The following is a 21609-nucleotide window of genomic DNA, read 5'->3' as shown; positions in this document are numbered from 1 at the left end:
TCTAGGTAGCCGCCGCCTCCGCCCAGTAAGGCTGCCTAAGGTCTTTCTTCACGATCTTCCCATTTGCATTGCGCGGCAGCTCTTCTCTGACCTCGATCCTTGCCAGCCGCTCGCGGCGCCCTAGGCGCTCGTTAGCCCAGGCCTGCACAGCCGCCCCTTCGGCGCCCTCCCGCAAAACGACCAGTGCGAGCGGAGTTTCTCCCCAAACTTCGTCAGGTACTCCGATTACAGCACAATCTGCTACCAACGGATGCGACGCCAACACCGCTTCGATATCGGCAGGGTAAATGTTCTGGCCCCCGGAAATGATCATGTCCTTCTTGCGATCGACGATCGACAGGAATCCGTCGCTGTCGATGCGCCCGACGTCACCGGTCCGCAGCCAGGGCAGCCCTTGTTCATCTATCCATATGGCCTCCGACGTCAACTCGGGAAGGTTCCAATAGCCGTCCATGACATAGCGAGATCGACCGATGACCTCGCCGACGCCTTCGGTCAGCAGGTTGCCGTCTTCGTCCAGAATTGCAACCGTGGAGCCCGTGATCGGCCGGCCGACAGACGAAATTCGTCCTTCGGCGTCGTCCGGCTCCAGCGTCGTCGCTATTCCCTCTGTCAGGCCGTAGAGTTCAATGACGCCCGCAGGCAGTTCAGCCATGAGCCGCTGCTTGACCAAAACGGGCAACGTAGCGCCGCACGACATGAGGCCGATCAGTGAGCTCTTGTCGGTGCGGGACCACGTCTCGGATTCAATCAGTCGGGCACACAGGATTGGTACCACGGCCATGTTGGTGATGCGCTCACGCTCGACCGTCTCGAGAACCCGCTCAGGGTCGAAGCCCTGATGAATGAACAAGGTGCCTCCGACCAATAGCGTCGCGAGGATGCCGGCCCAGCTAATGTTCGAATACAGGCCGATCGTCATGAGCGTTCGGGCGCCTGGCGAAAACCGCAGCGCCACCGCGATATCATAGGCCCAGTCCAGCCTGGCTCGATGGGAATGGACGATTCCCTTTGGCCTGCCAGTAGTGCCCGAAGAGTAGATGATATTGCATGCCGATTCGGGGCTGACAGGCGGCAAGGGGCGATCGCTCGAGCTTTCCTGCCAGGACGAATAGCTCACCCAGCCCAAGGCGTCGCCTCCCGCCAGTATACGGTGCACCGCCACCGCTTCGTCGAGGCGATCGCGATACTCGTTGCTGACAATGACTACTCTCGCGCCGGCATCGGCAATCATGGCGGCGAGGGAGCTCTGCGTGACGGTCGGGTTGAGCGGCACCGCAATCAATCCCGCGCGCAGGCAGGCGACAATGACCTCAGCCATTGCAGCGCCGTTCACCATCAGCAGCGCCACTCTGTCGCCTGGCTGAAGTTCTGCCTCAAGCATCGATTGGGACACACGACGCGTACGCGCTTCGAACGCCTGCCAGGTTTGAATCCCTTCCGCGCTCACGATGGCCCGCTGGCGCGGCCGATGGCGCGCATGCGCAGAGATAATTTCGTTGAACGAACCAAAAGGCGAACCAGGCATCTCCACTCCCCGCTGAGTTTCGCGTAATTCAATGTGTGTTGAAATAATTTGACATGTCAATCGCGCTTGTTCAGGTTTGCTGGAATCGCGAACCGGCGAGCAAGGAGGGGACCATGAAAGCGTATAATCCGACCGCCCGTGCCATTCTCTGCATTGGGGCATCCTTATGTTCGCTCGTTGCGAGCGCGGCGTACGCCCAAGAGACGCCTGATTCTGCTCCGCCTTCGGAATCGGCCCAGGCCGAGGAGAACCCCGGCGATATCGTGGTCACTGCCCGCCGGCGCGAAGAAACGCTGATCAGCGTCCCGATCGCGATCACCGCGTACAGCGGCGCCCAGCTGGAACGGTCCGGTGCAATCGACATCACCGACTTGGGTAATACCACTCCGAACGTGACGCTGGAAAACTCGCGCGCGACCAACTCGACCCTTTCCGCATTCATCCGCGGCATTGGCCAGCAGGATCCCGTTTCGGGCTTCGAGCAGGGCGTGGGCATTTATCTTGACGATGTGTACCTCAATCGGCCCCAGGCAGCGGTTCTCGACATCTACGATGTCGAGCGCATCGAGGTCCTGCGTGGGCCGCAGGGGACGCTCTATGGCCGCAACACCGTCGGCGGCGCCGTCAAATATGTCACCAAGAGGTTGCCCGCCGAAGCTGCGCTCAGCGTCAAGGGCACGTACGGCTCCTACAACCAGCTGGACGGCATCGTCACAGGGAGCGTTCCCGTTGGCGATGGCACGCTTCGCATCGGCGGGTCGGCGGCGCGCCTGACACGCGATGGCTTCGGCAGGAACCTGACCACCGGCCTCGACAATTATGACAAGGATCTCTGGGCTGGGCGGCTATCCGCCGAGGTCCACGCCACCAATTTCTTCGCGCGTCTTTCGGGCGACTACACCCATGACAAGTCCGATCCGCGCAACGGGTATCGGCTGATCCCGAGCCAGTTCACCAACACGCCCGTTCTCGCGAACGTCTATGACACGCAAGGTGGCCTCAACTCGCCCAAGCAGGATATCAAGGCTTGGGGCGTGTCGCTGTTCATGGAGGCGACTCCGACTTCGGACCTTACCTTCCGTTCGATCACCGCCTACCGAAAGGACAAGAGCTTCTCACCCATTGACTTCGACGCTCTTCCGACGGTCGATGTCGATGTTCCGGGGATTTACGATAACAAGCAGCTCAGTCAGGAAGTTCAGGTCCTGATCGAATCGGGTCCGTTTCATGGGTTGATTGGCGGCTATTATCTCGATGCGTCAGCGCTGACCCAGTTCGACGTTCGGATCTTTACGACGCTATCAGGACTGACGGCGTTCACGAGCGCCGATGTCCACACCAATACGTTAGCGGGCTTCGGAGATTTCACCTACGATCTGACGCCACAGTTCAGCGTCTCGGTGGGTGGGCGCTACACCTGGGACGAGCGCAAGGCGACTATCCTCCGTCAGAATTATCTTGGCGGCGGATCTCCCGTGTTCGGGGGCGCGGGTGTCGCGTTCGGTGCGCCAGGCACAAATTTCAGGGGGACGCGCGTCTTCGAGAAATTCACGCCGCGCGCGTCGGTCAGCTTCAAGCCCACCCCCGATCACAATATCTACGCCAGCTACTCGAAGGGTTTCAAGGGCGGTGGCTTCGACCCTCGCGGTGCGGGTGTCAACGCGCCGGATCTGAACGGCAACGGGGTGGTCGAGGAAAACGAAGTGGCCAGCTTCCTCAGCTTCGCGCCGGAATCGGTCAACAGCTATGAAGTCGGCTACAAGGGCGCATTGTTCGACCGTCGCTTTACGATTGCGGTCGCCGGGTTCCGTGCCGACTACACGAATGTCCAGATTCCTGGCTCAGTAGCCTGCACCGTCTCGGGTCTTCCCAGCTTTTGCGGTGTGACAAGCAACGCCGGCAAGGCTCGGTTCCAGGGCCTGGAGGCGGAAGGCACCGCCCGCTTGGGTGGCGGCTTCGTGGTCTCCGGATCGCTCGGTTACATCGATGCCAAGTTCAAGCAATATATCGCCAACATCACCCCGACGGGGTCGACGACGCCGCGTCCGACCGATGTCTCCGCATTCCGCAAGGTTCAGAACACGCCGGAGTGGACCGCGAGCGCCACGCTGGCGTATTCGACCTCGCTGGGCAGGGGAACAATCGATGCCTCGACCACCTGGTCGTACCGCTCGAAAACATACCAGTTCGAGGTTCCCAACCCCTATATCGACCAGCCCGGCTATTCGCTCTTCGACGCCAATCTGACCTATCGCGCGCCGGGTGGCCGCTGGTCTTTCGGGATTCACGGAAAGAACCTGCTCGACAAGCACTATATCACGTCGGGCTATACGTTCGTTGTCGCCGATCCGGTCACCGGAGCAGTCGCCAAGACGCCCACGGGCAACACGATTCCTGCGCTTGGCAAGGAGGGCGTTCTGACTGCCTTCTACGGTAACCCGCGCCAGGTGTTTGGCACGTTCACCTTCAACTTCTAATATGAACGACCGGGGATCCTCGACCGCCTATAGCGATCGCGAATGGCAAACGGCTGACGGCCTGACGCTTTTCGCGCGTGACTATGCAGCGGTCGAGGGACCTGCTCGACTGCCGATCATTTGCCTGCACGGCCTGACGCGGAATTCCCGCGATTTCGCGCAAGTGGCGCCATGGCTGTCCTCGCTTGGATATCGTGTGCTTGTTCCCGATGTGAGGGGACGCGGCGAATCCGATTATGACGCCAATTCGGCAAACTATCTTCCCAAGACCTATGCCAAGGATGTTCTTGGCCTGATGGATGCATTGGGGATCGGCAGAGCGATCTTTATCGGTACGTCGATGGGCGGCATCATCACGATGGCGGTTGCCGCCATCAGATCAAAGGCGATCGCTGCAGCAATATTGAACGATGTTGGACCGATCGTCGCACCGCAAGGCCTCAAACGTATAATGTCGTACGCGGGCAAATCCACAGACGTCACCAGCTGGGCCGAGGCGGTCGACTATGTGAAGGGCACAGGGGGAGCGGCATATCCTGCCTTCTCGGACGCCGATTGGCGCACTTTCGCCGAAACCACATTTCGCGAAGACCAGGGCAGAATCGTCCTGAACTACGACACCGGAATCATGGAGCCGATTCGCCGCGGCAAGGTGAAGGCGCCCGGCTGGCTCGCTTGGCTGATGTTTCGTCGCCTCGCCCGGCGGCGTCCGGTCATGCTCGTCCGCGGTGCCATTTCCGACCTCATTACCCCGGAAATTGCTTTGCGAATGAAAAAAGCTGCTCCGCACCTGCAAGTCGCGGAAGTGCCGGGGATAGGCCATGCACCAATGTTGACCGAGCCGGTCGCGAAACAGGAAATCGCGTCGTTCCTGCGGAGCTTGGGCCGGTAGAGCCTGCAAGCGTGGTCCAAGGCGTTTGAGCGTCAGCCGTGCCCTTCGGATCAGATGGGTGCGAGCCGGTCTACGCTGATACCGGCAGCAGATCTCACGCGTTTCGCTCGCAAGTGATAACGAAAATCGTCGGATTGCGTAAGTAGGTCGACGCATCGTGGACAATGGATTGCGAGGGGCGCCTGGATGGAGTGCCCGGTGTCATGATACGGCAAGGCAACCGCTCCGCGCCATTTCGCATCGTTCGGATAGTGCCCGCCACCTGCGACCGCTGGACACCGCGGGCCGCCCCGTCCAAGACATGGTCCGAAAAGGGGATCGGCATTGGCATTCATCGATGAGCTTGCAGAAGTTGGCGGGAATTTCATCTTCACCCGGACCGAGGGCGGCGCGTCGCTGAAGCCCGCCAGCGGCAGTGACGCCGACCTTGCTTCCTTCCAGGCGCTGGTGCGCCGGGTCCGCGACCACGAAGGCGATGGCTTCGCCATCCATATCGATCATGTCTGTTCCGACCGGCCCGGCAACCTCGTTGACCTGCTCGTACTGCAGATCGACGACTGAGGGCCCCTAGCCGGGCCTCCCCAGCGCCGCCGCTTCGGCGATATAGCTCCGATAGGCATAGTTGATCAGGTCGCGCACCAGCTCGAGCAGTCCGCCGGTCGGAAACCCGTCGAACGGATCGCCATGCGCGAGCAGGTTGCGCCGTTCGGCAAGCGAGGGGTGATTGTCGCCGGTCAGCTGGCCGATCCCGCCGCCGCCGCACCGGACCCACATCGGCACCTGGGCTTCTGTCAGCCCATCGACTTGGACCATATGGAGCAGCAGCGTCGCGAAGCTGCGTTTCCGCTTGGGGATGGCATGTCCGTAGCGGTCCATCAGCGCCAGCTCGAGCGCGATCAGCGCTGCGAGCTCACCCGCCTTGATCAGGCCGAAGTCGATCCAGCCGAACAAATAGAGGCGCTGGGCGCGGTCGAACTTGATGCGCACGATATCGGGGATCCGTGCGTCGATGCCGAGCCCGGCGATGAAGTCGCGCCACTGGGCGCCGGTGTCGAACTGGAGGAAGCCGCCGGCATTGCCGTCGGCCGGCCAGGGCAACAGCAGCGGTTCGCGCTCGAATGCCGCGACGACATCGGCGGGGTCGGAGGTCATGGGTAGCGCGCCTGGACGAACGCGCCGATGCCGTCGAGCATCGCGTCGATCTGGGCCAGCACATGGCCGATCAGCACGTCGCTCATATAGATGATCCAGGTCTCGCCATTGGTTTGCGAGCGATCGAACCAGTCGGCCGGCCAGCCCTCGCGCGCGATCGTCGCCTCGAACTTCGCGCGCTCGGCCGGCGGCCATTCGAAGCCGTGATGGAGCATCTTGTTGCGATAGCCGAAGACCGCCCCGAGCATCCGGGGATAGTCGGCGGGCATGTGCGCCGTGAGCCCGGTGGCCTCGACCAGTTCGCAGATGCCGCGCAGCACCTGCTTGCTCGTCCGCCCCGTCTCGCTGAACACGAGATGCGGATCCCAGAAGTCTGGGTCCGCGGCGTGTGCGGCGCGCGCGCCCATCGGCGTGACCGGCCGCACAGGCGCTTCGATATCTCGGATGCCCGCGAAGATGCCGACGAACAGCGTTTCGAGGAGCGGCGCGAGCATCCCGATCGCCGCGGCCGAATGGGCGGCATCCTGGAACACCGAGCCGTGCATTTCGTCGACCCAGCCATTTTCGAGGTGCATGCCATATTCGCCCGATGCCTTGCTCGCGCGCCTGGCGATGTCGGCGATGTCGTCCTGCAGCGCCGCGTCCGCCTGGGCCTGCCGGTGCAGCTGGCCGCGGATGGCGCGAAGTTGCGCTTCGAGGTCGGCGTCTCCCAGGAGCAGCACCGCATAGTCCCGGTCGGTCAGCCCGAAGCTGTTGCCCGCCATCTGTTCACTCCTCTCGCTTCGTCTTATTGCCGTCGTTCAGGAGACGGCATGACAATCTGCAGCCAGGCGGGCCACTGTATTTTGAGCAGCATCGGCTGCTTCATCTACGACTTTCAGACGCTGCTGACCGGCATCGTCGCGATCGGGGTCGCGGTCGTCGCCGGCATACCGGTCTGGCGGCAGCTGAAGGACAGCAATCTTCAGACGCGCATCTCGCACCGCGAGACGCTCGCCAACTTGCTGCGCGACGCGCTCAAGCGCCACGCGCAAGTGGACAAGGCGGTTCGCGAGCCGATGTCGGTCGCGGACCGGGTTACGCGCGATCCGATCGGCGAGCCGGTCGACATCGATCCCCATGACGCGCACCATGTCGAGAACATGCTCCACGGCGTGCTCGACTGGTATCTCGTCACGCTCAAGGACACCGAGCATGCCGAGATCGAAGCCGCCAAGGCCGCGCTCAAGACTGTGCTGGATCGCCTCGTCGCGACGCTCGGGGAAGCGCATTGGGCGGACCATAACGACCAGCATGACGAGGATCATGATTACTCGGACGAGGCATGGGCCGAGATCGAGGCGCGCTGCGCCGCGGCCAAGGTCGAGGCCGGCGAGCGCGTCGCCGAAGTCGAGCGCGCGCTGGGCGTGCTGCGCGGCGCGCAGCGGCAATGGATCCAGTCGCTCCGGTCGCAGATCGCCCGGCTCGATCTGCAGATCGCGGCGCCACGCTGAGCCCACCGCCATGCCGGACGCGCCGCTCCTGATCGACCTGCGCAGCTTCGTCGACGCGCATGGCAGCGGCCCGCGCTACAAGCTGCTCGGCAAGCTGGTGCGCAATGCCCATTCGATGGTGTCGATCCGCTTCGACCTGCACCGCGCGCTGACCTCGATGCAGCTGCTCTCGGACCAGCAGGCCGCTTTTGCCGCGCAGCGCGAGCGCGGCGAGCCCGCGACCGAGGCACAGGGCCTGCTCTGCGCCTCGCTCTTTGTGACCTCGCTGTTTCTCTATGCCCGCGCGGTCCACAGCCAGGGGCGCGATCGGAGTACCCTCGACCTGCGCGGCGGCTTGCCCGCCGAGTTGCGCGCCGAGCATGAGCGGATCCTTGCGTTGCGCGACCAGCATTTCGCGCACTATGTCTCCGGCGGCGCGTGGGAGGACTACCGCGTCGTTCTCGTCCTGGGCGACGACACGATGGGGATCAGCTATCCGAACGAACGGCGGCTGCTTCGCGCCGAGGACGCCTATGCATTGCACCGCCTGCTCGAGCATGCCCAGGCGCTGACCGAGCGCGCCTATCTGAAGGCGTCCGAGCGGCTGAATCTCGAGATCAATCGGCTGTTCGACGATGACGATTTCGCCGACGCGTGCGGCGGCTTCCGGTTCGAGCCCGCACGCTTCTTCAGCTCAGGGGAGGTGCCGGGGTTCATGGACTCGCTCGACGCGAGGAACTGGTCGTTCGACGCCGAGATCAAGACCGATTTCAGTTATCGGCCGCCGCCTGAGGCGAGCGATGGCTGAACGGTAGAGACTTGGGCGATTCCGGGAAGGGGAAGGCCTTCCCCTGATGGCGAGCCGGGGTCTCGCCATACCCCTTCTGCGGGGGGCGGGCCCCCCGCAACGCCCCCGGAGTTCCGGAAAGAGGAGGGGCGGCGGTGCCTTGGCGTGGCCGCCGGCGCTCGTCTCCCGCGTGCCGGAAACACGAAGCCTTCCCTCAGGCGGTAGCGCGCTCGCGTTCGCGCTGGCGCAGGCGTTTCACATAGGGGCCATCGACCAGATGCTCGGCCTCAAGGTCGAGCGCGCAGTTCGCGAATGAGGCATAGCTGTTGTCGGTCAGCCTGACTCCGCTCGGGAGAAAGCCCCCGTCGTCGGTGCCGTTCTCCGCCATCGCCTCGAACCAGGCCTTGAAGAAGTCGGCGAGCGACGCGCGGCTCCCTTCGGTCGCGGCCGCGGTAACGGGATCCGTCGGCTCGAGTTCGGCACGTTCGGCATCGTGTCCGATCGCAGCGACACAAGCGCTCGGCGATGGCCAGTATTTGAGGTCGAACTGCCCTTTCAGGCGGCGAAGTTCCTTGCGGACATAACTGCCGTACAGGGAATTTCCCGATCCCGCGGCGTCGATCGCCTGGACGATGTGGTAGAAGCTGTCGTCCGCAAACCCCGAATGGGTGCGCAGGTCGCTGCGCTCGTCGAGCAGCGCCGCCAGCTCGGCGGCCTTCAGCGCGATCAGCTGGTTCACTTTTCCCAGCCGCTCGCGACCCTGGCGCGCTTTTTCGATCTCTTGAGGGTTCCAGAATGCAGCGGCCTCGGCCAGCGCCCGTGCGAAGATGGTCAGCGCATGGGGATGGTTGCCGAACTTGGCGTGCAGATCGCAATAGGCGTCGGTGAGCTCATGCCTACGCAGGAGCAGGCGGTCGAACACGATATTCTCGCTCGCGTAGATGGCATGCTCGACATTGTACGCGCGCTCGGCACGTATCGCATCCTCACAGGCAGTGATCGGGTCGGTCAATTCGGTTTCCATTCTCAGGTCCGGCTGGGTGATCCTCCGAAGCTATGCGGATACCCTCACGCTGTCGGCACCTGGGCGCAGAAACTTTGCGGGCAGCTCGGGTACCTTGCCCTCATGCACGCGCCGCCACCGTCGTGCATCCTGCTGGCACGCTCGATTCTTGGCCGTCGATCTGAGTGGCGGGGGTCAGAAGGGCAGATCTTCGATGAAGAGGATCAGTTCCTGGAAGCCGCCGGGCTCGAACCCGATGCCGGCCTCGGTGTCGCCGAGCGGGAAGCGCGCGGCGGCTTCGAGCACCGAGCGTGCGTCCGACTGGCGCTCGGGGTCGTGCGCGACGGTCCATTTGGCGAGCGCGGTCACGCGGGCATGCAGCGCCGCCGAGGCGGCCTCCTCCGCGAACCCCGCTTCGCGGGCATAGGCCTGAAGTGCGAGCGCCTGCGCGTGCGGGCTGGCGCGAAGCTGCGCCGGCAGCGCGGCCAGCACCTCGAGCGCCGCCTCGAGCTGCGGGCCGCTGACCGACACGGCGTTCAGGATATCGGTCGGGCTTTCGTGTGTCTCGCGCGGGGTGGCGGCGGCTTGCATGGGCAACATGTCCCTGATCCTCAGAAGGAGAGTTCGGCCTGGCGCAGCTCGGGCGCGCGCGGCGCGATCTCGGTGACCGTGAAGCTGCGCGGCGGGAGCGGCTGGAGCAGCTCCTCCTGCGGCACGCTCAGGTCGAGCCAGGCCATGTTCTGCCGGCGCAGCAGCACCGCGCCTTGGCGCTCCTGATAGAAGAAGACGTCGGGGTTGGCCTCGATCGTCACCACTGCGAAGCTCATGGGCCAGTCGGGATTGGCCGGGCGCCAGACACCGGCCAGGTAGAACCAGTTGCCGTCCTCGAGCGTCACCCGGAACCGCCGGTCGCCATTCTTGACCTGGAATTCGCTCGCGGGGATCAGGCAGCGATGGGTGGGAAAAGTCTTGCCTTCGGACCGGATGAACTTGAACGGCTTGGTCCCCTGGCCGTCCCAGGGCTGGAGGCCCCAGCCGGCCTCGACCATCTCGACCTCTTGCGCGTTGTCGGGATTCCGCCGGATGATGGGGCGGCGGGTGCCGAGCGCGGCTTCCGACTCGAAGGGACTCGCTTTCATGGTGAGAACATAATGCGAACGACGCTTTGGCGCAAATCAGGGGTCGGCGATGTGCAATGATTACCGGCTCGAGGTCGACATCGCTTCGATCATGGAGGATTTCGAGGATCTCAAGATCAAGATCGACCTCCCGGAGGGAACGCCCAATGTCGCGGCGCGCGAGGACATCAAGATCACCGATGTCGCGCCGATCGTCCGCGCTGCCGCCGGTGGCGGCGGCGAACTGGTCAACCGCCGGTGGAGCTGGCCCGGCCATGGCCCCAAGGGTAAGCCCGTCTACAACTACCGCGCCGAGGGGCGCAGCTTCGGCGACAAGCGCTGCCTGATCCTGGCCGACGGCTTCTACGAGTTCACCGACCCCGAGGACCCGAAGCAGAAACGGCTCGACAAATGGCTCTTCACCATGGCCGATCATCGCTGGTTCTGCATCGCCGGCATCTGGCGTGAGAGCCCGGTCGGCGAAGCCTTCACCATGCTGACCCTCGACGCGGGCGAGGATGTCGCGCCCTACCACCACCGCCAGATCGTGCCCCTGCCGCGCGATCGCTGGGCGGCCTGGCTCGACCCGCAGGTTCCGGCCGCGGACGTGCTCCAGCTCCTGCCCAAGGGGAGCCTGCAGCCTGTGCGCGTCTATCCGCCCGCGCCGGCCCAGGCGGCATTGCTATGATCAGAGCCGAAGCACCACTTAAGGCACAGTCAAACATGGTATCGTGCCACCCTTAAACCCGGGAGGATTCGCGTGGCCGACAGCAAAGATCCGGATGAACGCCGTCATCGGCAAACCATGATCGTTGCGGTGCTTGGGCTGATTCTTGCCGCGGGCGGCCTTTATGCCGCGTATGACAGTGCGCGTAGCGACCACGGATCCGGCATCACACCAGATCAACCTGCAGAGACGCCCAGCTCCGCGTCACCGTCGAGCCCCGTTACAGTGGACAAGGGTTCCGTTCCGACGGATGCGCCATCGACGCCCGTATCGAACGATTCCGGCAGCGCAAACACGGTGGTAAATCCCCCGCCCGGACGCGACCCGGAGCAACCAGTGGCACCTCAAGTCGCGGAAGCGACACCCGAGCCCTGCGTGCCGACCCTGGAGGAAATGCCGAGTGTCGATGCGGTGCGTGTGACAAGCCCGGCGGAGGCGCGGCGGCTCTCCCCGGGGCCGTCTTGTGCCGTAGGCGAGCTGGGCCAACCCTTGGTCCTTACCGTTCGCTTCTGCCGGGGCCGGGCCGCTGACTTTGGCGGCATCGGGTTCAAGGTCAGCGACGCGGACGCCGCTGGCAACAATACCAATCATCACGTTGGTGCGAGCATTCAATGGCAGCGCGCGGGAGGCGCTTTCACGCCCGCAACCGCCGCCAATTCCTACGGGACATTTTCGGTGCCAAGCGGTTCGGTGCGAATGCGGGTGACGATCGATGGCGGCGATCGCTACCGCGCGCTCTCGATGCGCGTCTGCAGGATTTTCTACGGTTGAGCGGCCCGGATCGATGCGGCTTCTAACCTGCCGCCGCTTCGCCTAGGCTGGCGCGATGCGTTCCGACGTCGATCATCTGCCAGCCCGTCAGCAAGCCGAGCTCAAGCGTGCCGCCCAGACCCTGATCGACGAGTTCGTCCAGGCGATCGCCAATGCGACCCAGCCCTGGAAGAAGAACGGCAAGATTCTCAAGATCATCCTGTTCGGCAGCTACGCGCGCAACGACTGGGTCGACGAGCCCGAGAACGGCTATCAGTCCGACTTCGATCTGCTGATCATCGTCAGCCATCCCGACCTGACCGACATCGCCGACTATTGGTACATCGCCGAGGACAAGATCCTGCGCGACGAGACCATTGGCCGTCCGGTCAACATCATCGTCCACACCCTCGACGAGGTGAACAAGGCGCTCCAGCGCGGCGAGTATTTCTGGGTCGACATCGCCCGCGACGGCATCCTGCTCTACGAGCTGCCCGGCCATGCGCTCAGCGCGCCGCAGCCGCTGACGGCGAACGATGCCTATGAGATGGCGGCGGCCTATTATGTCGACTGGCTGGGCAAGACCGACAGCGCCATCAAGCTTGCCGCCTTCGCCGCGCAGGAAGGCGAGCTGAAGGACGCGGCCTTCCTGCTCCATCAGGCGACCGAGCGCGCCTATGCCTGTTATCTGCTGGTGTGCACCTTTTACTTTCCCCGATCCCACAACATCAAATTCCTCCGATCCCTCGCCGAGGACAAGGAAGCCCGGCTGATCCCCGCCTGGCCGCGCGCGGCGCGGATCGAGCGGCGGCGCTTCGAGCTGGTCAAGCGCGCCTATGTCGAGGCGCGCTACTCGGACGCTTATGCGATCGAGGTCGCCGACCTGGACGCGATCACCGACGCCGTCACGCGCCTGCGCATGCTGGTCGAGACGGTCTGCCGCGACCGGCTCGACGCCTTGCGCGCCGCGGCGGGCCTGCCGGGCTGACCATGGCGGGTGCCGAAGGGCTCGACCGCTTCGTCGAGGCGCAGGCGCCGGTCTATGCGGCCGCGCTCGGCGAGATCCGCCGCGGCGCCAAGCGAAGCCACTGGATGTGGTTCGTCTTTCCCCAGCTCGCCGGGTTGGGGCGCAGCGACACCGCACGCTTCTACGCCATCCGCTCACTTGACGAGGCTCGCGCCTATCTGGCGCATCCTGTCCTCGGCGCCCGGCTGGTGGAGTGCGTCGGCGCGCTCCAGGACATCACCGATACCAGCGTTACCGCGAGGGCCGTGTTCGGCGAGGTCGACGCGGTCAAGCTGCGATCGTCGCTGACCCTGTTTATCGAGGCGGGCGGGAGCCCCCTGTTCAGCGCCGCGCTCGCGCGCTGGTTCGCGGGCGTTCCGGACCCCGCGACGCTTGCGCTGTTGCGGGCATGACTTCCCTCCCGCGGCCTGATGGCCGACCACGAGGACTTTGCCGATGTTGATCTCCCTGTTGCTCCTCCTCGCAGCACCGGTGCCGCCCGGCGGCTGTGTCGCCGTTGACGGCGACACGCTGCGCTGCGGATCCGAGCGCGTCCGCCTGCTCGGGATCGACGCGCCCGAGCTGCCCGGCCACTGCCAGCAGGGCCGGCGCTGCGCGCCGGGCGATCCCTATGCCTCGACGCGCTCGCTGCGCGCGGCGCTGGCGCGCGGGCCGGTCACGTTGCGGCGGTTCGGGCAGGATCATTATGGCCGAACGCTGGCGCTGGTCAGCGCGGGCGGCACCGACCTCAGCTGCTGGCAGCTGTCGCGCGGCCAGGCCATCTACAAGCCATGGTGGGACAATGACGGCCAGTTGGCGCGGATCTGCCCGGCCGCGCGCTAACGGCGAGACGGAGCGATAGTCCAGCGCTGGCAGTCGCAAAGCAGAGGCGCGGTTGCAGCGCGAAGTGCGAATGATCCTTGCTCCCCATTCCAAGCTGCCGCATAGTTGACGCTCGAATGGGGCGGCCGTGGAGGTGAGTCCAATGACGAACAACGCAACTATCGACGCATCGGGTAACCGGACACTTACTCGGCTGGACGCTTCCGGCAACGGTATCGCACCGCGCCTCGACGCCTCCGGCACCAAGATCGCGCCACGCCTCGACGCATCCGGCAATGGCATTGCCCCGCGTCTCGATGCGTCCGGCAACGGCATCGCGCGTCGCATCGACGCCAGCGTGCCTGCATGGGCGCTCGCGAGTGGTGGCGCACGGTCGGCCAGCCATATCGGCGCCTGAACCCGGCTCACGCCTGCAATTCGTGTCGCGCCGCGCGGCGGGATGTTCAATCCTGCCCGGCGTCGGCTGTGCGTCCGGGAACCGAGCGATAGAATGCAAGCGTCTCGGCGCAGCCGATGAAGGTCTCGGGCACCCAGCTCGGCGTCCACGCTTCCTTGAGGTCGCCTTTGGGAACCGTGTTCTCACCGTGGCTGAACGAGATGCTCGTGTTCAACGCGCCGAGCTGCAGGATCGGGATGCTCCAGTTCCTGGTGAAGGCCACTTCCTCTCCCACCAGATCGGTGTCCTCGAACCGCGTGCGTTCGAAGATCTCCCGCCGCACGCACCAGGTGCCGAGCGTCGCGTGCATGTCCGAATAGGGTCCGACCTGGAATATCTCCCAGTTGCGGCGATCGAGGATGAGCATGTCCGATGACCCGGCCATTGCGAGATTGGATCGCGCCAGCTCGTTGACCGAGACGATCGTGCGGTGCGGGAACGCGAAATTGTCGTCGTCGAAATAGAGGACGAACTGGCCCAGCGACATGTCGTTGGCGACATTGCGCTTGTGGGCCACGCCGTGCTTGCCTGGGAGGCGCACATAGCGGACGAAATCGAGGTGCGACACCAGGTCCTCGACCGTCTCCTCGCCATCCTCGACGATGATCCACTCGATCTCGAAGCCCTGCCCGAGCTGGGTCAGCACGTTGCGGATGGTGTGCGGGAAGAAGCGCCGGCGATTGGCGGTGATGGTCGAGATGGTGACGAGCGGCTGCATCGCAGGGGTCTCCCAAGGCGTCAGGGCGCCGCGGCCGCGTTGCCAACGGGCCTGTGCCGCACGTCCCAATCGACCGTCCGTTCGGCATTGCCCGTCTGCATCGCCCGGGTCAGCCGGGAATAGCGGTCGCCGAACACCGTCGAGACCAGGATCTTCGCGTCGGCGCCCAGGCTCTTCCCTGCCATCTCCGCCTCGGTCGAGCCCCGGTGGATCGTCCTGATGTCCATGAGGATGACGTCGCCTGCTTTTGCCGCGATGGACTCGATCGCGGCGTCCGCCGCGGGCACCGCGCTTCGGTCGTCGGAAAGCGCGATCGGTACGCGGTGCGATCCCGTGGCGATGTGCAGCGACGTCCCGTCCTGGAGATAGGCGACCGCCTTCAGGCAGGGCGGCTCCGCGGTGTCCCAGCAGATCTCGGGCGTCAGGTGCTTGGCATAGGCGCCGCGCAGCAGGTCGGTATGCCAGGGCTGCGACCGGTTGATCGTGATGTCGCTGAGGCCGAGCGCGATCATCTGTCCCCCGCGATAGACGCGGTCGAGGACCCCGCGCAGCCGGGGATCGGTGGAGAGCGCGGTGTGGATCGCTTCCAGGTCCGGAAACCGGTGAAAGCCGGCGAGATGCCGCGCGGTCTCGGTCGGCCTGGTGTTGCTCATGATGCCGGCATTAGCGAGGATCGTGCCGCGCATCCGGTCGATGGCGGGGACGTCGAACACGCGCGGGACGACGCAGAACCCGTTCGCGCCCAAGGCGGCGAGCTCATCCATGCGCGGTGGGCCCGCCGGGCAGGGCGATGCCATGGGCGCGGCACTGGTCGGCGATGAAGGAGTCCGACGCGGGGTTGGCCTTCAGGCTGCCCAGCATATGGTTCCAGAGATGGACCCCCACTGTGCGCTCCCCCAGCCGGGCGCTCACCTCGTCGCCCGCCTCGAACGGCAGGCGGTGGTCGCGCCAATGCACCGGGTAGAAGATCTCGGGCGGTTGCGCCGAGGTTGCGACACCGTGCCTGGTCGCGAGATAGGTCACCAGCTTGGGTCCCGTCGTCGCCCAAGGCAGGTCCGGCAGGCCGAGCGGCGCGCCGCGCGCCACTGCCTCTTCCTGCCGGGCTGTCTGTTCTTCGTCCCACCAGGGCGCGAAGAAGGGCGATTGGGTGCTCAGCGCGAGCAGATCGTCCAGCATCGGGCTGTCGGGCGGGATGCCGAGGACGGCGGTGTTGATGTAACGCGCATCCTCCCATCCGAATACATGGTCGCCGAGCGGCGGGATCGCGCGCAGCAACAGCATGTCGGTATCCACCCAGAGGCACCGAAAGGTCGCGAAGAGCCTGTAGCGGAACAGGTTGCTGCCCAGCGCATAGCTGCCATTGGCGTATTTCGAGAAGTGCTCCCTCGGCAGGATGCTGGCCGCGTCCCGGACCTCGATTCCATTGGGCACGCCGGCCACGTCATCGTAGCAATAGAGGATGGTCTCATGTCCCGCAGCGACCATCGATGCCAGGCAGAGCCTTTCCAGATAGGACAGCTCGGTTCCCATCCAGGCAGATACGATCGGCAGGGAAGAAATTCGCATTCTGCGTGCGCGTCCCTCGCGTGATGATCTCGCTCGCGATCCTCAAGTCACGTTGCGAAGCCACCAGCGTGTTGGAACCCGGCCTTGCGCCTCGTCTTCGCGCATTTGCGCGGCACTGGCAATCATCACTGCCCGTGTTTTCATCGAGACCGGCTGCATTGTAGCCGACCTTGCTTTCGCCTGGTCCCGGCGCCGCGGATCAGAGATCGTAGATGACGCCGATCACGGGCCGGGCGAAGAGCATCACCGGCAGGTCCGGGCCGCCCTCGACCTGCTCGGTCGCGATCACGGCGGACTCGCCCAAGCCCCCAATCGTTTCGAACTGGCGGAGATGGTGGAGCCCGCCGCCGACGCGTTGGCCGACCCGCTTGAAGATGCTGGTGCCGTCGTCGAGCGTGACCGCGACCAGCTCGCCTTCGCGCCCGTTCAGGTCCTGCGCCGTAAGCCGGGGGCCGCCGAGGCTGGTCTGCCCGGGCAGCGCCAGCGGCACCGCGCTCTCCTCGCGGACCCGGTACGCGACTTCGACGCGCGCGAGCGCGGGCACGCTGTCGATCTCGGTCGCTTCGTCCCTTCCCTCGGGCGGGGGCATGTTGACGAACAGCGCGCCGACGACGCGGTGGATCTCCGTGCCGTGATTGGCGAAGGCCAATGTCGGGCGGCTCTGCTGCGGATCCGGCGCCTCGGCGGCGAGCGACAGGCCGTCGCCATTGGCCGGGCGCAGCAGGCGGCGGGCATAGATTTGCTTGCCCCGGCGGGCGATCACCAGATTGTGATCGCGCCCCGGCGAGGGCTCGTTCTCGACGATCGCCACCGCGCCCGAGGGGATCGCGAAGCCGAGCGTGTTGTGCCGGACGAAGAAGAAGCTCTTGTCCTCGAACCAGGCAGTGGAGAAGAGCTCGCAATCCTCGGCCTGGCTGCCGCCGCTCGGCATGTGGCGCGTGAACGCGGCGATGTCCTGGCAGACCGGGATCTCGAGCTTCGGCACTCGTGCGGGCCGCAGCGCCACGACGTTGCTGGGCTGGGTCTCGGTCAGCTTCTCCCGCAGGCGGTAGCGGCGAAATTCCTCATGGACCTCCTCGATGCCGATGCGCAGGCGCTTCAGGTCGGCATCAACCCGCTGGACGTCGGCATAGCTGATCCCGGTCTTGTTGTGGTGGGATTCGTTGAGGATGCGGCGCGGCTCGGCGCCGCTGATCATCGCCTTGTCGGCGCAGAATTTGGTCAGGACCGGGCTCATGAACAGGTCGTTGGCCTTGCTGCCGACGAGCCCGCGCAGGCGGTCGAACAGCGGGTTGAGCGTCGGCGCCTTGATCGCCGCCGAATAGGCCGGATAGGCGGGGTCGTCGAACAGGTCGCCCAGCCGGGTCTCAAGATAGATGCGCGCCTCGTTGGCATAATCCTGCGCGTGCGGCGCGCTGTCGACATGCTTGAGGAAGTCCTCGCGCTTGCGGTCGAGATCCTCCTTGGCGAGCGACGTCTCCATCGTCGCGCGCGAGGCATGGACCGGATGGATCGCGCGGTGCTCGATCAGGTCCTTGCTGCGGGCTTCGGCGACCAGGGTGCGCGCGAACTGGCGATCATGCGTGGTCGCGAAGATCTGCGCGCCGCCGGCGGCGAGCCGCGCCACGGTGCTCGACAGGCGCTGGCGGTTCTCGACGTCGAGCAGGTCCTGGGGATCGTCGAGCACGAGCAGGCTGAGCCCGCCGCTGTTCTTGAGCACATTCTCGCGAAAGGCGAGGAAGAAACCGAACAGCCCGGCCCTGAGCGCCGACGCGTTGGAGACATGTTGGGCGGGCGCCCGGACGCCGTCGCGGCCGACCTGGATGTCGATCACGCCCTTCGCGTCCATCAGCGTCTGGCGCGGGGCCGGCGCGAAGCTCGTGGCGCTGCGATAGAGCTGGTCCCGCCAGAACTCGGCGCGGTCGTGGAGCTGCTCGCGCAGGCCCTCGACCTGGGCCTGCGCCAGGCTCCCCATCGGCACGATCGTCTCGAGCGCGGCGGCGGCATCCTGGCAGGCCTGGATGCGCTCGAGCTTGCGCCCGTAATTGGCGAGCGACTTCGCCATGCGCCCGGTCAGCTCGATCGCCGCGCTCATCGGCGCGACGCCCTTGACGATGAAGTCGAGCTTGTCGAGCTTGGGCCCGATCGCCTCGCTCGGCGCCTCGCCGTCCTCCGGACCGCTGCGCACCGCGCTCAGCGCTGCGAGCATCGCCTCGCGATGCGCGGTCATCCACCCGACAAAGCCAGTGGCGCGTTCGATCCGGCCCAGCGTCACTTCGAGCGCGGCGACGTGCGGCTGCAGAATGGCGGGGAGCGCCTTGGCCTCCGGCTCCTCGAAGGCTGGCAGGTCCGCCATCAGCGTCGTGACGAGGGCCTCGACGCCCGGGCGCAGCGCCGCCAGCGTGCCCGAAAAGGGATCGGTCGCGAACAGCTCCTCGGTCAGCCCGGCGCGGAACAGCTCGCCCGGCGACGCGGGAAGGTCGCGATCGAGCTCGGCGCGGAGCGGCGCCGGCAGGTCGCGCGCGAGCAGGCCCGTCCAATGCTCGGCCCATTGCTTGATGGTCCGCGAGATGAGCGCGCTGTCCTTGCGCACCTGCTCGAGATGCTCGCCGACGCCGATGCCGGTTTCGGGATCGATCACCCCGTCGAGCGGCGCGCGGCACACCGCGCAATGCGCGTCGTGCGGATCGGCATGCTCGGTCTTCCACGCCGCGACCCGCGCATAGAGCTGGGTACGGCGGGCGAGCGTCGGGTTGCCCGCCAATTCCGCCAGCGTGCCGGCTTCCTCGTGTAGCTGCCCGAGCAGCGTCCCGGCCGCTTCCGCGTCGGCGGGATCGAGCTTCAGCCGCGCGAGCCGTTCGATGCTCGCCAGCTTGGTGATCTTCTGGAGCTGCTCGCTCGCGGGCGCGATGCAGGATTCCAGATCGGCGCGCTGCTCGGCATTCTCCGCGTCGAACCCGTCGCCGAGCACCTCCTTCGCGGCCGCCAGGCCATTGGCCTTGAGCGTATCGAAATGCACGAGCAGCTGGCCGATCGCGTCCTCGGCATCGGTATCGGCGATGCGCGGAAGCGCCGCTTCGGGCTTCATGTCCGGGAAGGCGGTGATGCGTTCTTCCAGGTCCCGGCGCTCCAGCAGGAATTGCTGCTCGATCGTGTCGCGCTCGGTCTTGCGGTCGGTGGTGATCGGCCCGGAGATGCGGGTCATCGCCTTGCCCGCATGCTTGGCCAGGTCGACGAGGTCGGCGAGCCCGGTCAGCTTCGCCACCGCCTGGCCCAGCTCCGAGGCGCTGCCCACCTGGAGATAGGGCAGCATGCCCGGCATCGTCGTCCCCATGCGGAACGCGATCGGGTCGACGCCCAGCTGCGCAGGGTCGGGCGCGTCCTCGGCAAGCTTGCCGTTGGGCTTGCGCGATTGCGTGCGCCGGATCGGCGGCAGCGCATTGCCGTCCTCATCAACGAAGCTCAACTCCACCCAGGTGTCGGCCGGCACCGTCTTGGCCGAGGCGTCGGGCGTCCAGACGCCGCCTTGCGGGAGCGGCGTCACCGGCGTGAGCAGATGGTCGGTCGGGTCGGCATCGTCGCGGTCGACCGTGCAGCTATACTCCTTGTCGCCATCGTCGGGCAGGCGCTGGGCGCGCAGGATCTTGCCGGTCAGGCACCAGATGATCGCATTGGCGATCGAGGTCTTGCCCGACCCGTTCCAGCCTTCGAAGAGCGTGATCGCCTTGTCGGGCTCGAACACGAAATCCTCAGGTGCGCCGGCGGCGTCGCCATAGGCGTGCAGGCCGCCGAACCGGTGCGCGACCAGCTTGACCAGGCGCAGCGTCCTTTTCGTGGCCGCGGTGGCGCCGGCCTGGGCGGCGAGGACCGGCGGCGCCTTGGCGATGCTGTCGACGATCGCCTCGCAGTCCGAAAGCGCGAGGTTGGCCGCCCATTTGGCGCGGTTGAGACGGTACCAGTTGAGCACGGCGCGGGCATGATCGGTGGCGAGCGAAAATGCCTGGCCCTGATCGGTCGCAATCGCGCGGCCCGAGATGAGATCCGCCAGCAGAATATCGGTCGTGAGAAGATGAAGCGGCCTTGTGATCGGCGCTGGCGTTACTTCTTCCGCGGCGAGGTTTTCCCCGCTCATCTCGAGTCCCCTACTTTATCCAACTACGGCCCAATCTGCGCGCCGCGCGATCAATTTGTCCATGCGGTTCAAGGCCGGCATGGCAATTTTCTGTGCGCGGCGAAGCATTTGGCGCGCCGCCCCCGCCTGGCCGGACTCCTGCCTGCCTTGACGCATGCCGGGATTCCTCGGAACATAAAGGGAACGAACGAGTCGTTATTTCCTTATGCCAACCGATGCCGCCCTTGCCGAGACCGAACGCGCACGCCTGCTCGCCGAGCTGAAGGCGCGAATCGCGGTGCCGGTGGCAAGCGGCGCGCCGCTGCTGCCGTTCGGGATCGAGGCGATCGACACGCGGCTGGGCGGCGGCGGGCTCAACGGCGGCGGCCTCCATGAAGTCGCCGCCGCCTCGCCGACGCTCGGGGACGACGCCGCCGCGACCCTGTTCGTTGCCGGTGCCGCCGCGCGCTTCGCGGCCGAGCCGAATGCGACGGTCGCCTGGTCGCTGACCCGCTTCGATCTCTATGCGCCCGGGCTCGAGCAGGCCGGGCTGCCGCCGGACAAACTCCTCTATTGCGAGGGCCGCGACGAGGTGATGGCGCTGGCGCTCGCCGAGGACTGCCTGCGCCTGGGCAGTTTCGCGGCGGTGGTCGCCGAAGTGAAGGCCGCCGACCAGACCGCCACCCGCCGCCTCCAGCTCGCCGCCGCCGATGGGCGTACGCCCTTGCTGCTGCTGCGCCGCTGGGCGCGGGCCGCGCGCGACCCGCTCGACATGCCTTCGGCTGCCTGCACGCGGTGGCGGATCGGGTGCGCTCCCTCGGTGGCGCTCCCGCATGCCGGTGTCGGCCGTCCCTGCTGGTCGGTCGATCTCGTCCGCCAGCGCGGCGGCAATCCCTTCTCTCTCATTGTCGAGGCCTGCGATGGCAAGGGTCGCCTCGCTCTACCTGCCCCAGCTCGCTTGCGAGCGGCTGCGGCGGATGGAGCGGTCAGCCGCGCCGCCTGAGCGGCACTGGTCCCCCGCGC

At 65.8% G+C, this 21609-nt stretch carries 22 protein-coding genes; 12 read left to right on the top strand and 10 right to left on the bottom strand.

Translation table 11 applies throughout. The features are described from left to right. Window position 1 precedes the first annotated feature (1 nt). Window positions 2-1528, bottom strand: a complete 1527-nt coding sequence (locus KYX69_RS10340; RefSeq protein ID WP_300496851.1) for a class I adenylate-forming enzyme family protein — start codon at window positions 1526-1528, stop codon at window positions 2-4. A 113-nt stretch (window positions 1529-1641) separates the two neighbouring features. Here KYX69_RS10340 and KYX69_RS10335 point away from each other — a divergent pair, with 113 nt between their 5' ends. From KYX69_RS10335 to KYX69_RS10325, 3 genes are all read left to right on the top strand, one after another. Further along, a complete protein-coding gene (locus KYX69_RS10335; protein WP_300496848.1) occupies window positions 1642-4005 on the top strand; it encodes a TonB-dependent receptor in 2364 nt (787 codons plus the stop codon). Window position 4006: 1 nt separating this feature from the next. Next, complete coding sequence (locus tag KYX69_RS10330; protein WP_300496845.1) at window positions 4007-4897, top strand: alpha/beta hydrolase; 891 nt, start codon at window positions 4007-4009, stop codon at window positions 4895-4897. Between the two features lie 324 nt (window positions 4898-5221). Further along, window positions 5222-5458, top strand: a complete 237-nt coding sequence (locus tag KYX69_RS10325; RefSeq protein ID WP_300496842.1) for a hypothetical protein — start codon at window positions 5222-5224, stop codon at window positions 5456-5458. Between the two features lie 6 nt (window positions 5459-5464). Here KYX69_RS10325 and KYX69_RS10320 read toward each other — a convergent pair whose 3' ends face one another. Both KYX69_RS10320 and KYX69_RS10315 read right to left on the bottom strand, forming a co-directional pair. Continuing rightward, window positions 5465-6049: a hypothetical protein gene (locus tag KYX69_RS10320; protein ID WP_300496840.1), complete on the bottom strand. Its 585-nt coding sequence runs from the start codon at window positions 6047-6049 to the stop codon at window positions 5465-5467. Beyond that, window positions 6046-6813, bottom strand: a complete 768-nt coding sequence (locus KYX69_RS10315) for a hypothetical protein (RefSeq protein ID WP_300496837.1) — start codon at window positions 6811-6813, stop codon at window positions 6046-6048. The genes KYX69_RS10320 and KYX69_RS10315 overlap by 4 nt, the downstream gene beginning before the upstream one ends. Before the next feature lie 48 nt (window positions 6814-6861). Between KYX69_RS10315 and KYX69_RS10310 the strand changes: the two genes are divergently transcribed. Both KYX69_RS10310 and KYX69_RS10305 read left to right on the top strand, forming a co-directional pair. Beyond that, window positions 6862-7542, top strand: coding sequence for a hypothetical protein (locus KYX69_RS10310; protein ID WP_300496834.1), 681 nt, complete (start codon window positions 6862-6864; stop codon window positions 7540-7542). A gap of 10 nt (window positions 7543-7552) precedes the next feature. Then, the gene (locus KYX69_RS10305; protein ID WP_300496831.1) at window positions 7553-8329 is read left to right on the top strand and encodes a hypothetical protein; all 777 of its coding nucleotides are present in this window, start codon (window positions 7553-7555) and stop codon (window positions 8327-8329) included. Window positions 8330-8522: 193 nt separating this feature from the next. On the opposite strand, the gene KYX69_RS10300 is transcribed toward KYX69_RS10305, so the two are convergent. From KYX69_RS10300 to KYX69_RS10290, 3 genes are all read right to left on the bottom strand, one after another. Continuing rightward, entirely contained in the window at window positions 8523-9332 is an 810-nt protein-coding gene (locus KYX69_RS10300) for a hypothetical protein (protein WP_300496828.1), read from the bottom strand. 174 nt (window positions 9333-9506) lie between these two features. Then, a complete protein-coding gene (locus tag KYX69_RS10295) occupies window positions 9507-9911 on the bottom strand; it encodes a hypothetical protein (protein ID WP_300496825.1) in 405 nt (134 codons plus the stop codon). 11 nt (window positions 9912-9922) lie between these two features. Continuing rightward, window positions 9923-10450 carry an SOS response-associated peptidase family protein gene (locus tag KYX69_RS10290; RefSeq protein WP_300496822.1) on the bottom strand — a complete coding sequence of 176 codons (528 nt, stop codon included), beginning with the start codon at window positions 10448-10450 and terminating at the stop codon, window positions 9923-9925. A 49-nt stretch (window positions 10451-10499) separates the two neighbouring features. On the opposite strand from KYX69_RS10290, the gene KYX69_RS10285 reads away from it, so the two are divergent. From KYX69_RS10285 to KYX69_RS10260, 6 genes are all read left to right on the top strand, one after another. After that, on the top strand, window positions 10500-11117 hold the full coding sequence (locus tag KYX69_RS10285) for an SOS response-associated peptidase (protein WP_300496820.1): 618 nt from the start codon (window positions 10500-10502) through the stop codon (window positions 11115-11117). A 72-nt stretch (window positions 11118-11189) separates the two neighbouring features. Further along, window positions 11190-11927: a hypothetical protein gene (locus KYX69_RS10280; protein WP_300496817.1), complete on the top strand. Its 738-nt coding sequence runs from the start codon at window positions 11190-11192 to the stop codon at window positions 11925-11927. A gap of 55 nt (window positions 11928-11982) precedes the next feature. Further along, a complete protein-coding gene (locus tag KYX69_RS10275; protein ID WP_300496816.1) occupies window positions 11983-12894 on the top strand; it encodes a HEPN domain-containing protein in 912 nt (303 codons plus the stop codon). Window positions 12895-12896: 2 nt separating this feature from the next. Beyond that, on the top strand, window positions 12897-13325 hold the full coding sequence (locus KYX69_RS10270) for a DUF1810 domain-containing protein (protein ID WP_300496814.1): 429 nt from the start codon (window positions 12897-12899) through the stop codon (window positions 13323-13325). A 43-nt stretch (window positions 13326-13368) separates the two neighbouring features. Further along, window positions 13369-13755, top strand: a complete 387-nt coding sequence (locus tag KYX69_RS10265; protein WP_300496812.1) for a thermonuclease family protein — start codon at window positions 13369-13371, stop codon at window positions 13753-13755. 142 nt (window positions 13756-13897) lie between these two features. Further along, window positions 13898-14152 carry a hypothetical protein gene (locus tag KYX69_RS10260; RefSeq protein ID WP_300496809.1) on the top strand — a complete coding sequence of 85 codons (255 nt, stop codon included), beginning with the start codon at window positions 13898-13900 and terminating at the stop codon, window positions 14150-14152. 46 nt (window positions 14153-14198) lie between these two features. On the opposite strand, the gene KYX69_RS10255 is transcribed toward KYX69_RS10260, so the two are convergent. The 4 genes from KYX69_RS10255 to KYX69_RS10240 all read right to left on the bottom strand — a co-directional run bounded on the left by KYX69_RS10255 (window position 14199) and on the right by KYX69_RS10240 (window position 20607). Beyond that, entirely contained in the window at window positions 14199-14909 is a 711-nt protein-coding gene (locus KYX69_RS10255) for a glycosyltransferase family A protein (RefSeq protein WP_300496807.1), read from the bottom strand. A 20-nt stretch (window positions 14910-14929) separates the two neighbouring features. Beyond that, window positions 14930-15673 (bottom strand): hypothetical protein, encoded by a 744-nt coding sequence (locus KYX69_RS10250; RefSeq protein ID WP_300496804.1) that lies wholly within the window; start codon window positions 15671-15673, stop codon window positions 14930-14932. Beyond that, a complete protein-coding gene (locus KYX69_RS10245) occupies window positions 15666-16439 on the bottom strand; it encodes a hypothetical protein (RefSeq protein ID WP_300496803.1) in 774 nt (257 codons plus the stop codon). The genes KYX69_RS10250 and KYX69_RS10245 overlap by 8 nt, the downstream gene beginning before the upstream one ends. 235 nt (window positions 16440-16674) lie before the next feature. After that, a complete protein-coding gene (locus KYX69_RS10240; protein ID WP_300496800.1) occupies window positions 16675-20607 on the bottom strand; it encodes an AAA family ATPase in 3933 nt (1310 codons plus the stop codon). A 205-nt stretch (window positions 20608-20812) separates the two neighbouring features. Between KYX69_RS10240 and KYX69_RS10235 the strand changes: the two genes are divergently transcribed. After that, window positions 20813-21589 carry a protein ImuA gene (locus KYX69_RS10235; RefSeq protein ID WP_300496797.1) on the top strand — a complete coding sequence of 259 codons (777 nt, stop codon included), beginning with the start codon at window positions 20813-20815 and terminating at the stop codon, window positions 21587-21589. The last annotated feature ends 20 nt before the right edge of the window (window positions 21590-21609 follow it).

Origin of the sequence: Sphingomonas sp. (assembly GCF_030145815.1) — a bacterium.
Lineage (GTDB): Bacteria > Pseudomonadota > Alphaproteobacteria > Sphingomonadales > Sphingomonadaceae > Sphingomonas.
The sequence above is the reverse complement of the archived record's forward strand: the minus strand, read 5'-3'. Positions and strand labels throughout refer to the sequence as shown.

Coding starts and splice junctions, on each gene's coding strand:
- KYX69_RS10305 (WP_300496831.1), top strand. CDS start 7,553: ATGCCGGACGCGCCGCTCCTGATCGACCTGCGCAGCTTCGTCGACGCG.
- KYX69_RS10310 (WP_300496834.1), top strand. CDS start 6,862: ATGACAATCTGCAGCCAGGCGGGCCACTGTATTTTGAGCAGCATCGGC.
- KYX69_RS10320 (WP_300496840.1), bottom strand. CDS start 6,049: ATGACCTCCGACCCCGCCGATGTCGTCGCGGCATTCGAGCGCGAACCG.
- KYX69_RS10290 (WP_300496822.1), bottom strand. CDS start 10,450: ATGAAAGCGAGTCCCTTCGAGTCGGAAGCCGCGCTCGGCACCCGCCGC.
- KYX69_RS10300 (WP_300496828.1), bottom strand. CDS start 9,332: ATGGAAACCGAATTGACCGACCCGATCACTGCCTGTGAGGATGCGATA.
- KYX69_RS10295 (WP_300496825.1), bottom strand. CDS start 9,911: ATGTTGCCCATGCAAGCCGCCGCCACCCCGCGCGAGACACACGAAAGC.
- KYX69_RS10315 (WP_300496837.1), bottom strand. CDS start 6,813: ATGGCGGGCAACAGCTTCGGGCTGACCGACCGGGACTATGCGGTGCTG.
- KYX69_RS10270 (WP_300496814.1), top strand. CDS start 12,897: ATGGCGGGTGCCGAAGGGCTCGACCGCTTCGTCGAGGCGCAGGCGCCG.
- KYX69_RS10260 (WP_300496809.1), top strand. CDS start 13,898: ATGACGAACAACGCAACTATCGACGCATCGGGTAACCGGACACTTACT.
- KYX69_RS10335 (WP_300496848.1), top strand. CDS start 1,642: ATGAAAGCGTATAATCCGACCGCCCGTGCCATTCTCTGCATTGGGGCA.
- KYX69_RS10245 (WP_300496803.1), bottom strand. CDS start 16,439: ATGGGAACCGAGCTGTCCTATCTGGAAAGGCTCTGCCTGGCATCGATG.
- KYX69_RS10235 (WP_300496797.1), top strand. CDS start 20,813: ATGCCAACCGATGCCGCCCTTGCCGAGACCGAACGCGCACGCCTGCTC.
- KYX69_RS10285 (WP_300496820.1), top strand. CDS start 10,500: ATGTGCAATGATTACCGGCTCGAGGTCGACATCGCTTCGATCATGGAG.
- KYX69_RS10250 (WP_300496804.1), bottom strand. CDS start 15,673: ATGGATGAGCTCGCCGCCTTGGGCGCGAACGGGTTCTGCGTCGTCCCG.
- KYX69_RS10240 (WP_300496800.1), bottom strand. CDS start 20,607: ATGAGCGGGGAAAACCTCGCCGCGGAAGAAGTAACGCCAGCGCCGATC.
- KYX69_RS10255 (WP_300496807.1), bottom strand. CDS start 14,909: ATGCAGCCGCTCGTCACCATCTCGACCATCACCGCCAATCGCCGGCGC.
- KYX69_RS10275 (WP_300496816.1), top strand. CDS start 11,983: ATGCGTTCCGACGTCGATCATCTGCCAGCCCGTCAGCAAGCCGAGCTC.
- KYX69_RS10340 (WP_300496851.1), bottom strand. CDS start 1,528: ATGCCTGGTTCGCCTTTTGGTTCGTTCAACGAAATTATCTCTGCGCAT.
- KYX69_RS10330 (WP_300496845.1), top strand. CDS start 4,007: ATGAACGACCGGGGATCCTCGACCGCCTATAGCGATCGCGAATGGCAA.
- KYX69_RS10265 (WP_300496812.1), top strand. CDS start 13,369: ATGTTGATCTCCCTGTTGCTCCTCCTCGCAGCACCGGTGCCGCCCGGC.